The sequence below is a fragment of the Curtobacterium sp. NPDC088465 genome (assembly GCF_044753165.1).
Lineage (GTDB): Bacteria > Actinomycetota > Actinomycetes > Actinomycetales > Microbacteriaceae > Curtobacterium.
Genome location: NZ_JBIVMR010000001.1, coordinates 239,946 through 253,111, shown reverse-complemented (window position 1 = coordinate 253,111; position 13,166 = coordinate 239,946). Strand labels below are relative to the sequence as shown.

The 13,166-nt window shown below is 73.1% G+C and carries 13 protein-coding genes; 12 read left to right on the top strand and 1 reads right to left on the bottom strand.

Annotated features, from left to right (window positions below):
* Nucleotides 1-163: 163 nt before the first annotated feature.
* The 6 genes from gatC (at nt 164) to ACIP6W_RS01110 (ending at nt 6,004) form a co-directional block, all read left to right on the top strand.
* The gene (gene gatC / locus ACIP6W_RS01135) at nt 164-463 is read left to right on the top strand and encodes an Asp-tRNA(Asn)/Glu-tRNA(Gln) amidotransferase subunit GatC (protein WP_058728900.1); all 300 of its coding nucleotides are present in this window, start codon (nt 164-166) and stop codon (nt 461-463) included.
* A complete protein-coding gene (gatA, locus tag ACIP6W_RS01130) occupies nt 460-2,007 on the top strand; it encodes an Asp-tRNA(Asn)/Glu-tRNA(Gln) amidotransferase subunit GatA (RefSeq protein WP_400427745.1) in 1,548 nt (515 codons plus the stop codon). The genes gatC and gatA overlap by 4 nt, the downstream gene beginning before the upstream one ends.
* Entirely contained in the window at nt 2,007-3,512 is a 1,506-nt protein-coding gene (gene gatB / locus ACIP6W_RS01125; RefSeq protein WP_066652943.1) for an Asp-tRNA(Asn)/Glu-tRNA(Gln) amidotransferase subunit GatB, read from the top strand. The genes gatA and gatB overlap by 1 nt, the downstream gene beginning before the upstream one ends.
* 121 nt (nt 3,513-3,633) lie before the next feature.
* The gene (locus ACIP6W_RS01120) at nt 3,634-4,719 is read left to right on the top strand and encodes a type III polyketide synthase (protein ID WP_066652945.1); all 1,086 of its coding nucleotides are present in this window, start codon (nt 3,634-3,636) and stop codon (nt 4,717-4,719) included.
* Nucleotides 4,716-5,462 (top strand): methyltransferase domain-containing protein, encoded by a 747-nt coding sequence (locus tag ACIP6W_RS01115; RefSeq protein WP_400427743.1) that lies wholly within the window; start codon nt 4,716-4,718, stop codon nt 5,460-5,462. Before ACIP6W_RS01120 ends, ACIP6W_RS01115 begins: the two co-directional genes overlap by 4 nt.
* A 35-nt stretch (nt 5,463-5,497) precedes the next feature.
* Complete coding sequence (locus tag ACIP6W_RS01110) at nt 5,498-6,004, top strand: hypothetical protein (protein ID WP_066652955.1); 507 nt, start codon at nt 5,498-5,500, stop codon at nt 6,002-6,004.
* A 39-nt stretch (nt 6,005-6,043) separates the two neighbouring features.
* Here the strand turns inward: ACIP6W_RS01110 and ACIP6W_RS01105 are convergent, their stop codons facing one another.
* Entirely contained in the window at nt 6,044-7,096 is a 1,053-nt protein-coding gene (locus ACIP6W_RS01105; RefSeq protein ID WP_066652958.1) for a zinc-dependent alcohol dehydrogenase family protein, read from the bottom strand.
* Nucleotides 7,097-7,191: 95 nt separating this feature from the next.
* Between ACIP6W_RS01105 and ACIP6W_RS01100 the strand changes: the two genes are divergently transcribed.
* The 6 genes from ACIP6W_RS01100 to ACIP6W_RS01075 all read left to right on the top strand — a co-directional run bounded on the left by ACIP6W_RS01100 (nt 7,192) and on the right by ACIP6W_RS01075 (nt 13,115).
* Nucleotides 7,192-8,124, top strand: coding sequence for a DUF3097 domain-containing protein (locus ACIP6W_RS01100; RefSeq protein ID WP_251154738.1), 933 nt, complete (start codon nt 7,192-7,194; stop codon nt 8,122-8,124).
* Nucleotides 8,125-8,809: 685 nt separating this feature from the next.
* Nucleotides 8,810-9,463 (top strand): spermidine/putrescine ABC transporter substrate-binding protein, encoded by a 654-nt coding sequence (locus ACIP6W_RS01095; RefSeq protein ID WP_066652971.1) that lies wholly within the window; start codon nt 8,810-8,812, stop codon nt 9,461-9,463.
* 154 nt (nt 9,464-9,617) lie between these two features.
* Nucleotides 9,618-10,019, top strand: a complete 402-nt coding sequence (locus ACIP6W_RS01090) for a DUF3054 domain-containing protein (protein WP_209683558.1) — start codon at nt 9,618-9,620, stop codon at nt 10,017-10,019.
* Between the two features lie 221 nt (nt 10,020-10,240).
* Nucleotides 10,241-11,137, top strand: a complete 897-nt coding sequence (locus ACIP6W_RS01085; RefSeq protein WP_400427740.1) for a hypothetical protein — start codon at nt 10,241-10,243, stop codon at nt 11,135-11,137.
* Nucleotides 11,138-11,196: 59 nt separating this feature from the next.
* Nucleotides 11,197-12,273, top strand: a complete 1,077-nt coding sequence (locus ACIP6W_RS01080; protein ID WP_400427738.1) for an ATP-binding cassette domain-containing protein — start codon at nt 11,197-11,199, stop codon at nt 12,271-12,273.
* Nucleotides 12,270-13,115: an ABC transporter permease gene (locus ACIP6W_RS01075; protein ID WP_066652975.1), complete on the top strand. Its 846-nt coding sequence runs from the start codon at nt 12,270-12,272 to the stop codon at nt 13,113-13,115. The genes ACIP6W_RS01080 and ACIP6W_RS01075 overlap by 4 nt, the downstream gene beginning before the upstream one ends.
* Nucleotides 13,116-13,166: the final 51 nt, after the last annotated feature.

Here is a 13,166-nt window from a genome sequence, read left to right as displayed (position 1 = left end):
GCGGCGACGGCGAGCACGCGACGGGCTGGAGGCCCGGTGCCGGTCCGCCGGACCGGCACCGGGCCTGGCGTACCGGTTCTCCACAGCCCCGGTGACCGTGGTGCCGCCGCTGGACGCGGCCAATAGACTGGTGCGCATTCCACGAACCGATCGACGGAGCACCATGCCTGACATCACGAGCGAGCAGGTCGCCCACCTGGCGAACCTCGCACGTATCGCACTCACGCCCGACGAGATCGAGAAGCTGACCGGGGAGCTGTCGCACATCGTCGAGAGCGTCGCCAAGGTCGCCGAGGTCGCGACCGACGACGTCCCGGCGACGAGCCACCCGGTGCCGCTCGGCAACGTCACCCGACCCGACGTGGTGGGGCAGACGCTGACCCAGGAGCAGGCGCTCTCCGGCGCGCCCGACTCCGACGGCGAACGGTTCCGCGTGACGGCAATCCTGGGAGAAGAGCAGTGACCGACGACCTGACCCGCCTCAGCGCGGCCGCCCTCGCCGACGCCCTGGTGGCGCGCGACGTCTCGAGCGTCGAGGCCACGCAGGCCCACCTCGACCGGATCGCAGCGGTCGACGGCGACGTGCACGCGTTCCTGCACGTCAACGAGAACGCCCTGGCGGCAGCGCGGTCGATCGACTCGCGTCGCGCCGCGGGCGACGACCTCGGCGCGCTCGCCGGTGTGCCGATCGCGATCAAGGACGTCCTGTGCACGCAGGACATGCCGACCACCTCGGGGTCGAAGATCCTCGAGGGCTGGCGGCCGCCCTACGACGCCACCCCGGTCGCGAAGCTCCGCGCCGCCGGCCTCGTGCCGCTCGGCAAGACCAACATGGACGAGTTCGCGATGGGCTCGACGACCGAGTTCTCGGCGTACGGTCCGACGCGCAACCCGTGGGACCTCGACCGGATCCCGGGCGGCTCCGGCGGGGGATCGGCGGCAGCGGTCGCCGCGCACGAGGCACCCTTCGCCCTCGGCTCCGACACCGGTGGCTCGATCCGCCAGCCGGGTGCCGTCACGGGCACGGTCGGTGTGAAGCCGACCTACGGCGGGGTCAGCCGGTACGGCGCGATCGCACTCGCGTCGTCGCTCGACCAGATCGGTCCGGTGTCCCGCACGGTCCTCGACGCCGCGCTGCTGCACGACGTCATCGGCGGGCACGACCCGAAGGACTCGACGTCGATCCCTGACGCCTGGCCGTCGATGGCCGCCGCTGCGCGCGAGGGCCTGCAGGCCGACACGCTCCGCGGGCTCAAGGTCGGCGTCGTCAAGGAGCTCGCGGGGGGCGAGGGCTTCCAGGCCGGCGTCACGCAGCGCTTCCAGGAGACGGTCGCGATCCTCGAGCAGGCGGGCGCCGAGGTCGTCGAGATCGACGCGCCGTCGTTCGCGTACGCGATCAGCGCGTACTACCTGATCCTGCCGGCCGAGGCGTCGTCGAACCTCGCGAAGTTCGACTCGGTGCGCTTCGGCCTGCGCGTCACGCCCGAGAACGGTGCGACCGTCGAGGACGTCATGGCCGCGACGCGTGAAGCGGGCTTCGGCCCCGAGGTCAAGCGCCGCATCATCCTCGGCACCTACGCGCTGAGCGCCGGCTACTACGACGCCTACTACGGGTCCGCGCAGAAGGTCCGCACCCTGGTGCAGCGCGACTTCGCGGCGGCGTTCGACCAGGTCGACCTGCTCATCAGCCCGTCGGCGCCGACGACCGCCTTCCCGCTGGGGGAGCGCCTCGACGACCCGCTGTCGATGTACCTCAACGACCTCACGACGATCCCGGCGAACCTCGCCGGCGTGCCCGGCATGAGCATCCCGAACGGCCTCGCGCCCGAGGACTCGCTGCCGACCGGTGTGCAGCTCATGGCGCCGCAGCGCGAGGACGCCCGCCTCTACCGGTACGGCGCCGCGCTCGAGCGCCTGCTCGAGCAGCAGCGGGGCCGCCCGCTCATCGACAGCATCCCGGACCTCGACCAGTCTCAGCAGTCCGCTGCGCAGGAAGGTGTGATCTGATGGCGCAGAAGGACGCGCTGATGGACTTCGACGAGGCGCTCGAGCGCTTCGAGCCGGTGCTCGGCTTCGAGGTCCACGTCGAACTCGCGACGAAGACCAAGATGTTCTCGGACGCCCCGAACTTCTTCGGTGGCGAGCCCAACACGAACGTGACCCCGGTCGACCTCGGGCTGCCCGGGTCGCTGCCGGTCGTCAACGAGCAGGCCGTGCGCTACTCGATCCAGCTCGGGCTCGCGCTCGGCTGCTCGATCGCGGAGTCCTCGCGGTTCGCCCGGAAGAACTACTACTACCCGGACAACCCGAAGAACTACCAGATCTCGCAGTACGACGAGCCGATCGCGTTCGAGGGTGAGGTCGAGGTCGAGCTCGCCGACGGCACCATCTTCCAGGTGCCGATCGAGCGCGCCCACATGGAGGAGGACGCGGGCAAGCTGACGCACGTCGGTGGTGCCACCGGTCGCATCCAGGGCGCCGAGTACTCGCTCGTCGACTACAACCGCGCCGGCGTCCCGCTCGTCGAGATCGTCACCAAGCCGATCTTCGGCGCGAAGGACCGTGCTCCCGAGCTCGGCGCCGCGTACGTCCAGGTCATCCGTGACCTGGTCCGCGCGCTCGGCGTCTCCGAGGCCCGCATGGAGCGCGGCAACCTGCGCTGCGACGCGAACATCTCGCTGCGCCCCTGGGGTCAGGAGAAGCTGGGTACCCGCACCGAGACGAAGAACGTCAACTCGTTCCGCGCCGTCGAGCGCGCCATCCGCTACGAGATCCAGCGCCAGGCCGCGATCCTCGCCGCGGGTGGCACGATCACGCAGGAGACGCGGCACTGGCACGAGGACACCGGGCGCACCTCGGCCGGCCGCCCGAAGTCGGACGCCGACGACTACCGCTACTTCCCGGAGCCCGACCTGCTGCCGGTCGTGCCGGACCCCGCGGTCATCGAGGAACTCCGGGCATCCCTGCCCGAGGCGCCCGTCGCACGTCGCCGCCGTCTCAAGGGGGACTGGGGCTTCAGCGACCTCGAGTTCCAGGACGTCGTCAACGGCGGGCTGCTCGACGAGGTCGAGGCGACGGTCGCCGCCGGTGCCTCCCCGCAGGCCGCGCGCAAGTGGTGGACGGGCGAGATCAGCCGCGTCGCGAACGCGCAGGACGCCGCAGCGGGTGACCTCGTGTCGCCGCAGCACGTCGCCGAGACGATCGCGCTCGTCGAGTCCGGTGACCTGACCGACCGTCTGGCGCGCCAGGTGCTCGAGGGGGTCATCGCGGGCGAGGGGTCGCCGGCGCAGGTCGTCGAGGCCCGTGGGCTCAAGGTCGTCTCCGACGACTCGGCCCTCACCGCAGCGGTCGACCAGGCGCTCGCCGCCCAGCCGGACGTCCTCGCCAAGATCCAGGACGGCAAGGTCCAGGCAGCCGGCGCGATCATCGGCGCGGTCATGAAGGCGATGCAGGGACAGGCCGACGCGGCCCGCGTCCGCGAGCTGGTCCTGGAGCGCGCGCAGCAGTCGTAGCGTCCGGCCGCGACGGACGGGAGGCACGGGGCCGGCTGGCACCGTGCCTCCCGTCCGTCGCGGCACCGACCGGACCGGACCAACCTGGGGACGTGTCAGCGACCCGGTGACAGGATGGGTCGTGACCGCAACGATCCGCGCCATCGGGACCGCCGTCCCCGACACCACCCTCGACCAGGGTTCGGTGCGTGACCTGTTCGCCGGGCAGCCCGGCCTCGGCCGCCTCGGCGCACGGATCGTGCCCGCGGCGTTCGACGCATCCGCCGTGGAGCACCGGCACACGGTGATCGAGGAGCTCGACGCCTCGCGGCCCGGCGGCCTCTTCCGACAGGACTCCGGAACGCTCGTCTCACCGTCCACCGGCACACGCAACGACCGCTACCGGGACCTCGCTCCGGCGCTCTTCGTCGCGGCCGCCCGTGACGCCGTCGAGCGCGCCGGGGTGGCACCGGACCACGTCACCCACCTGGTGACCGTCTCGTGCACGGGGTTCACGCAGCCCGGACCGGACATCGACGTCGTCGACCAGCTCGGACTGCCCGCCGGGGTGTTCCGACACCACATCGGCTTCATGGGGTGCTGCGCCGCCTTCCCGGCGCTGCGGATCGCGGCGGCCTTCGCCGAGGCGGACCCCGACGCGGTCGTGCTCGTCGTCTGCGCGGAACTCTGCACCCTGCACGTCCGCGCGTCGGACGACCCGGACCAGATCGTCGCGAACAGCGTCTTCGGCGACGGCGCGGCGGCAGCGGTCGTCGCGGCGGGCGGGCCGGGCCTGCGCATCGAGCGGTTCGCGACGGCGACGGTGCCCGAGGGTGCGTCCGAGATGGCGTGGAACATCGGTGACGAGGGCTTCGAGATGGTGCTCTCCACCGCCGTCCCGAAGCTCGTCGGTGTGCACGTGCCGGCTGCCGTCACCGCGCTGCTCGGCGAGGGCGAGACCTTCGCCGACGTGCCGGTGTGGGCGGTGCACCCCGGTGGACGGGCGATCCTGGACCGGGCGCAGGACGCCCTCGAGCTGCCCGACGGCGCGGTCGCGTCGAGCCGCGCCGTGCTCCGCGACCACGGCAACATGTCGAGCGCGACGGTGCTCTTCGTGCTCCGCGACGCCGTCGAGCAGGGCCTCGCGCCCGGATCGCCGGTCGCGGCCGTCGCGTTCGGTCCCGGGCTGACGGTGGAGAGCGCGAGGCTCACGGCGGTCGAGGCGTGACGGACCGGCCACGGACCGTGCGCGGCACGGACGGCGGACGTGAGCCCGGCGCCCGAGCGGTCGACCTCCGACAGCGGGACACGGTCCTGCAGGAGCTGATGGACGACCCCGGGTGCGACCCGCGGGTGCTCGACCTGACGTTCCGGCGGTTCGCCGTGGTGAACGCGCTGGTCAGCGGGTGGCGGGCGGTCTGGCGGACGCACGTCGTCCCCGCGCTGCCACCGAGCGGTCGTGCGCGGGTGCTCGACCTCGGCTGCGGTGGCGGCGACCTGGCACGCTCGCTCGTGCGGTGGGCGGGCAGTGACGGGCTCTCGCTCGAGGTCGTCGGGGTCGACCCGGACGACCGCGCCATCGCTGCAGCCCGACGATCGACAGCGCGCGGGGTGACCTTCCGGCAGGCGTCGAGCACGGACCTCGTCGCCGCGGGGGAGCGGTTCGACGTCGTCGTGTCGAACCACGTGCTGCACCACCTGGACGACGACGCCCGAGCGGCCTTCCTGTCGGACTCCGAGCAGCTGGCCACCGGTCGGAGCCTCCACTCGGACATCCGTCGGTCGCGGCAGGCCTACCGCGCGTACGCGCTGGCATCCCCGCTCGTGTCCGCCGGGACGTTCGTCCGGGTGGACGGGCTCCGCTCCATCCGCCGGTCGTTCACCGTGCCGGAGCTGCAGGAGGCGCTCCCCGCGGGGTGGAGGGCCGAGCGGGCGGCGCCGCACCGTGTGCTCGCGGTCCGCGACGCGTAACGCTCGCGAAACAGCCGCTGCGGGACGCTCGACCCGTGACTCCCTCGCTGTTCCGCCGCGCTGCGCGCGACGCCGTCCTGCTGACCTCGATCATCGCGGCGTCGGCCGCACTGACCGCGTGTGCGGGCACTGCCCCGCCGCCGGACGATCGCGCGACCGCCGGGGCCGGTGAACGGTGGTCCGCCTGCATGCGCGGGAAGGGCTACGACGTCGAGGACGTCACCGACCGTCAGGCCGAGTCCGGTCTGTCGAAGGTACCCTCGGGAGCCGACGAAGCGGCGTTCTCGGAGGCAGCGGGAGCCTGCTCGACGGCAGTGGGGATCCCGCGTGCGGACGAGGCGCAGCTGCGGGAGTGGGATCGCCAGTACGAGGCCGCGGACGCCTGCATCCGCGAGCGCGGCTACCCGGACTTCCCCGGACAGCACGGCAGCGGCCGGTTCGACCGTGAGGACGAGCCGGAGTTCACGGAGGTGGCATCGGCGTGCCTCCGGGAGTTCGCGCCGGACGTCCAGCAGATCACGGTCCCGCCGCCCGGCGACTGAGCACCGAGCGGCGGGACCGGACCTGCGACGCGGCCGGTGCTACGGACGCAGCAGCACCTTGATCGCGCGCCGCTCGTCCATCGCCGCGTACGCCTCGGCGGCCTGGTCGAGGGGCAGCTCGAGGTCGAACACCCGGCCCGGCTCGATCGTCCGCGAGAGCACGTCGGGCAGCAGCTCCTCGATGTACGCGCGGGCGGGGGCCATCCCGCCACCCACGGTGATGTTCTTCGCGAACAGGAAGGGCATCGGCAGTTCGGGTGCACCCGCGGGGACCCCGACGTAGCCGACGTTGCCGCCGGGGCGGACGACCCGCAGCGCCTGGTCCATGCTCTCCGCGGTACCGACGGCCTCGAGGGCGCAGTCGGCGAGCTCCCCGCCGAGCAGTTCGCGCACGGCGGCGATGCCCTCCTCGCCGCGGGTCTCGACGACGTCGGTCGCCCCGAACTCCCGCGCCAGTGCCTGGCGGTCCGCGTGCCGGCTCATCGCGATGATGCGCTCGGCGCCCAGGCGCGCGGCGGCGAGCACCGCGGACAGGCCGACCGCGCCGTCGCCGACGACCACGACGGTCTTCCCCGGGCCGACCTCGGCCGACACGGCGGCGTGGTGTCCCGTCGAGAAGACGTCGGAGAGTGTGAGGAGCGACGGCACGAGGTCGTCGTCCACCGGGCCCGGGACCTTCACGAGCGTCGCCGCGGCGTCGGGCACCCGGACGTACTCCGACTGGGCGCCGCCGATCGGGTGGCCGTAGGCGTCGGTCGTGCCGCCGAAGATCGAGCTGTGCTCGCAGCCGCTCGTCATGCCGTGCGTGCACGCCTGGCAGGTGCCGTCGTTCGTCGTGAACGGCGCGATGACGAAGTCGCCGGCGGACAGGCCCGTGACGTCGGCGCCGACGGACTCGACGACGCCCACGAACTCGTGCCCGATGGTGTGGGCCTGCTCGGTCCCGCGGACGCCGCGGTACGGCCAGAGGTCCGATCCGCAGACGCAGGACGCGGTCACCTTGACGACGGCGTCGGTGGGCTCGATGAGGACGGGGGTGTCGCGCTCCTCGACGCGGATGTCGCGAGGGGCGTGGATGACGGTTGCGCGCACGGTGTGGCCTTCCGATCGGGGGTGGGCGCGGCGCGTACCGTGACGCGCCAGGGTGCCGGCGCCGTTGCGGGACCCGTCGACACTACGCTTCCCGGGTGGACGACGACCGGTACGGCAGTGACGTGCTCTCGGGCGACTGGCGCTCGAAGGGCGTCAAGAAGGTGCGGCAGGTGCCGCTCGAACGCGACATGGTGCTCGAGGACCCCGACTCCGGGTGGGCGGGCGCCGTCGTCGGGCTCGAGGCGGGCAACGTCGCCCTGGAGGACTGGAAGGGTCGCACCCGCGCCTTCCCCTTCACCGGGCAGTTCCTGCTCGAGGGCGAACTCGTCACCCTCGGTCGTCCGCAGGCGCCGGTCGGTCGTTCCGCCGCGGCTGCACCCCCGGCTCGCGCCGCCGGTGCGGACGGGAGGCCCGGGGCCGCGCCCGCCGTGCGGCACACGACCGACGGTGGTCGCCTCCGGACCGCGTCGGGTTCGTTCGCCGTCGAGCAGCAGCGGGCACGAGTGGCGCTGCCCTCGCGGATCATGGTCGAGGGCAGGCACGACGCCGAGCTCGTGGAGAAGGTCTGGGGCGCCGACCTGCGTGTCGAGGGTGTCGTCGTCGAGTACCTGGAGGGCGTCGACAACCTGGCCGACGTGCTCGACGAGTTCCGGCCCACCCGCGAGCGTCGCGTCGGGGTGCTCGTCGACCACCTCGTCCCGGGGTCGAAGGAGTCCCGGTTCGCCGACGCGGTGATGCGCGGGAAGTGGGGCGCGCACGTCCTCGTCGTCGGGCACCCGTTCGTCGACGTCTGGCAGTCGGTGAAGCCGGCGCGCCTCGGGCTCGAGGCGTGGCCGACGATCCCGCGCTCGATCGAGTGGAAGAAGGGCATCCTGCAGCACCTCGGGTGGCCCGCGGCGGAGCAGGCCGACGTCGCCCGTGCATGGCAGCGGATCCTCGGGCAGGTCCGGACCTTCAACGACCTGGAGCCACAGCTGCTCGGGCGCGTCGAGGAGCTCATCGACTTCGTGACCGAGCCGCGGGCCTGAGCACGGCACCACCCGGGGCCGGATCGACCGAGGCGGGGCCGACCCGCGCCTCCCGTCCGTCCCGTTCGCCGAGCGGGCGGAACCGGCGGGGGGCGGACCACCTCTGCTGCCGTTCCTTCCCGCTCGCCGGCCCCCGCGTCCGGCGACCATCGCGAGCGGGCGGATCGCGTACTCCCGCGCCCGGCCCGGTCGCCGGTTCCGCCCGTTCGCCGGCCCCCGCGTCTGGCGGCCATCGCGAGCGGGCGGATCGCGTACTCCCGCGCCCGGTCCGGTCGCCGGTTCCGCCCGCTCGCCGGCCCCCGCGTCCGGCGACCATCGCGAGCGGGCGGATCGCGTACTCCCGCGCCCGGTCCGGTCGCCGGTCCCGCCCGCTCGCGCGACGTGTCCGCTCGCGCGTCCGGTACCGAGCGCGAGAGGGCGGAACGCGCAGGTCCGCGCAGGGCTGCTCGGCCGTTCCGCCCGCTCGCCGGGTGGTGCCGGACGCTCACCCGAGCGGGCGGAACTCGCACCTGCGCGACCGGTCCGGCAGGCGTTTCCGCCCGCTCGCGGCACACCTGGCCGCTCGCCGCACCGCGCCGGGCCGACGAGGGGGCGGAACGTGCGGGCCGCTCGGCGAGCGCGGCGCGTTTCCGCCCGCTCGGGCGCGCTCCGGGGGCAACCGCGCCGCGCGGCCTACTGTTGAGGGATGGACGGCATCGACGGTCGCGTGCGGAGCGCGGTCGACGTGTGGTTGCGCTGGCTGCCGCGCTGGCAGATCGGGACCGCCCGCCCGCGGACGCGGATCTGCCGGAAGTGCACCGGTTCTCCGATCGCCTCGGCAGCGGGCTTCGGCCCGGACGTGCCGCACGCCGTCCAGCACGCGTTGATCGGTCGGATCTCGACCATCGTCGAGGACGCCGTCGACGAGTACACCGCGAAGAACCTCCCGCTGCTGCACCGTGAGCTCGAACGGGCCGCCGCGCGGAAGCGGCACGCGGGCTACCAGCCGACCGAGGGCCTGTCGCCGGAGTTCCAGGGACTCGACGTGGACCCGGAGCCGTCGCCCGGGGAGCCGTTCCTGTTCACCCTCGACGAGATGACCGGCACGGGGGCGGGGGAACAGACGCCGCGCGAACCGCTGTCCGACGAGGCGAAGGCCGCACTGCGGCACGAGATCGCCCTGTCCGACGAGTGTGCGCGCGCCACGGGGACGGCCGTGTGCCTGGCCCTCGTCGAGCACCGTCCGCGGATCGCCGAGGCCGTCGAACGCCTGGTCGAACCGCAGATCGCGGCGCTCGTGTCCGACATGTTCCGCGGGTTCGACCTGCCGGAGGAGAACGGTCGCCCCGGGCTGTTCTGAGCGCGGGCCCCGGCAGGACTGGGTCACGACGGGCAGCGTCACGACGGACTGGGTCACGACGGGCAGGGCAACGACGGCGCAGGGTCACGACGGGGTGGGTGCGACGACCGGGCGGGGGTCACGAGCAGCGCTCCGACCGCGCGAGAATGGTCGGGTGACTCGCACCTGGGGCTGGCTCGCAGCCGTCGTCGACATCGTCCTCATCGTCGCCTTCGCGCTCATCGGGCGGTCCTCCCACGCCGAGGCCTCGTCGCTCACCGGACTGTGGACGACGGCGTACCCGTTCCTGGCCGGCTGGCTCGTCGGGTACCTGGTCGTGCGCGGTTGGCGGCGTCCGCTCAGGGTGTGGCCGACCGGTGTGGTGGTGTGGGTGGCGACGGTCGCGATCGGGATGCTGCTCCGCGTGCTGACCGGGCAGGGCGACGTCGCGGGGGATCCGCTGCCCCTGTCGTTCGTCATCGTCGCGACGATCTCGCTCGCGGTCTTCCTGCTGGGGTGGCGGCTGCTCGTCGGGCTCGTCCTCCGCACCGGGCGGCGGGGTCGCGGGCGCGCCTGAGCAGTCGCCGGCGCTCGTGGCCGTGGCGGGAGCCCCGTCCTCGTCGCCCGCCCGGGTGCCGCCGACGCGCGCTCCACGGCCGGGTCGACGGCGCTCGGCGCGCGCTGACACCGCTCTCGGCCAGTTCTGTGCGGTCGCACAGTCAGCGGTCGCCGGCGCTCCCTAGGGTGGCACCGACGGACCCTCCCGACCGGGGCGGACCGCACCGAAGGAGCAACGACATGGGATTCCTCGACCGACTGCTCGGCCGTCCCGAGCGCGACCGCGACCAGCAGGGCGGGTGGGGCCAGCAGCAGCCGCAGCAGCAGGGCTACCGGTACGGACAGCAGTCGTACCAGGTGCCGCCCGTCCAGCAGGGACAGCAGGACGGCGACCAGCAGTACGGAGCCCCGCAGTACGGGACCCAGCAGGGCCAGCAGTACGGCGGCCAGCAGTACGGGACCCCGCAGTGGGGCGGTCCCGCTCAGCCCAGCGGACAGCAGTACGGCGGCCAGCAGTACGGCGGACAGCAGCCGGGCGGACCGCAGGGTGCGGCGTCCACCGACGACGAGCGCGCCGTCGAGCGCTACCGCTACCTGCTCCGCACGGCGCCACCGGAGCGCATCGAGGAGGTCCACGCCGAGGCCTTCGCGACCCTGACGCCCGAGCAGCGTCGGATGGTCTACGACGAGTTCACCCGCAGCGCCCCGGACGGCGAGGCCCCCCGCGGGGACGACCCGCGGTCCCTCGCCCAGGCGGCGACCCGCTCGGAGATCCGGCAGCCCGGCTTCATGGAGCGCTCGCTCGGCGGCATGAACGGCGGCGCGGGAGCGACGGGCCAGCGCGGTGGTCCGTCGTTCGGCCGGATGATCGGCGCCTCGATCCTCGGCACGGTCGCCGGGTACGTCATCGGCTCGGCGATCATGAGCGCCTTCCTGCCCGACGCCGGATCGTTCGACGGCGGTACCGATGCTGCGGGCGACGGCGGTTCGGAGGACACTGGTGCCGACTCCGGTGACGGCGGGGCGTCCGATGCGGGCGCGTCCGACGGCGGCGGGTACGAGAACGCGGGCTGGGACGACGGCGGCGGAGACTTCGGCGGCGGCTTCGGCGACTTCGGTGGTGACTTCGACGTCTGAGTGACGTCGTCGCCCCCTCCGACCCCACACCACACCGACGTGGCCGACGAGGGAGCGACATGGCCATCATCGAAGCCTCCGGGCTGACCAAGACCTACCGATCGCGCTCGGGTCCGGTGCACGCGCTGGCCGGGCTCGACCTGTCCGTCCCCGAGGGCACCGTCACGGCGCTGCTCGGACCGAACGGCGCGGGCAAGACCACCACTGTGAAGGTCCTCACGACGCTCGTCACCCCGGATTCCGGCCGGGCGACGATCGACGGCATCGACGTGGTCGCCGATCCGCAGGCCACCCGGCGGTCCATCGGTGTCTCGGGGCAGTACGCCGCGGTCGACGAGAACCTCACCGGGGCCGAGAACCTCGAGATGATCGGCCGGCTGTACCACCTCGGTCGACGGGCAGCGCGGCAGCGGGCGCGCGAACTCATCGAGGTGTTCGACCTGTCCGAGGCCGGAGACCGCCCCGTGAAGGGCTTCTCCGGCGGCATGCGTCGGCGCATCGACCTCGCCGGTGCGCTCGTCACGAACCCGCGCGTGCTGTTCCTCGACGAGCCGACCACCGGACTGGACCCCCGGAGTCGCCTGGCCCTCTGGGCGATCATCGAGGGCCTGGTCGGCGACGGCGCCACCGTGCTGCTCACGACGCAGTACCTCGAGGAGGCCGACCAGCTCGCCGACGACATCGCCGTGATCGACGACGGACGGGTGATCGCCGAGGGCACCGCCGACCAGCTGAAGGCGCAGGTCGGTGGACACCGTGTGGTGGTCACCCTGGTGGACGAGGACGACCGGGAGGCCGTGGTCACCGCCCTGCGCCGCCACGGCGTCGGGGACGTGGAGACGTCGGCCGACGGGCGCACCTCCGGCATCGCGGTCGAGGCCGGACCGCAGGCGCTCCAGCGGGTCCTCGCGGACCTGGGCGAGGCGGGCATCCGGCTGCACGACGCCGGCATGCGACGCCCGACGCTGGACGACGTCTTCCTGCGCCTGACGGGACACGCCGCCACGGCGGACGAGGAGGACGCGTCGGACGGTGGCGGCGGGGCGGGGGCGGGACGTGCCTCCCGGCCGGCGCGACGCGACGCGGTGGGAGCCGCGGGGGAGACGAACGACAGCACCCCGGAGCGTGTCCGGTGACCGCCGTCGGCGCGTCGCGGCAGCAGCTGCCGGTGGTCGTGACCTCGCCCGTCGCGATCTGGTTCGAGGACGGCTGGACCGTCACGCGACGGAACCTGACGAAGATCAAGCGGTCCCCGGACATGCTCGTCTTCGCGGTGCTGCAGCCGATCATGTTCGTGCTGCTCTTCAGCCAGGTCTACGGCGGGGCGATCCAGGTGCGGGGGACCGACTACACGCAGTTCCTGATGGCGGGGATCTTCGCGCAGACCGTCGTGTTCGGGGCGACCTTCTCGGGGTCGGCGATGGCGCAGGACCTCAAGGAGGGCCTGATCGACCGCTTCCGGACCCTGCCGATGTCGGCGTCGGCGGTGCTCGTCGGGCGCACGAACTCGGACCTGGTGCTCAACGCGATCTCGATGGTGATCATGATGCTGACCGGGCTGGCGGTCGGGTGGCGGGTCGGGTCCGCACCGCACGAGTTCCTCGCCGGGGTCGGGCTGCTCCTGCTCTTCAGCTACGCGTTCAGCTGGGTGATGGCGCTGCTCGGGATGAGCGTCCGGACGCCGGAGGTCATCAACAACGCGTCCTTCATGGTGCTGTTCCCCCTGACGTTCATCTCGAACGCCTTCGTGCCGAGCGAGACGATGCCGCTCGTGCTGCGGGTGTTCGCCGAGTGGAACCCCGTGTCGTCACTCGTGCAGGCCGCACGGGAGCTGTTCGGCAACGTCGGCACGGCTCCCGTCCCCGACGTCTGGACGATGCAGCACCCGGTCGTGACGGTGCTGATCGGGATCGTGGTGCTGCTCGTGGTGTTCGTGCCGCTGTCGGTGCGGAAGTACACCAGGATCAGCGCGGGCTGAGGCGCCGTCCACAGACCCGGTCGTGGGGTGCCCGAGGGTCGTCGGGACCGC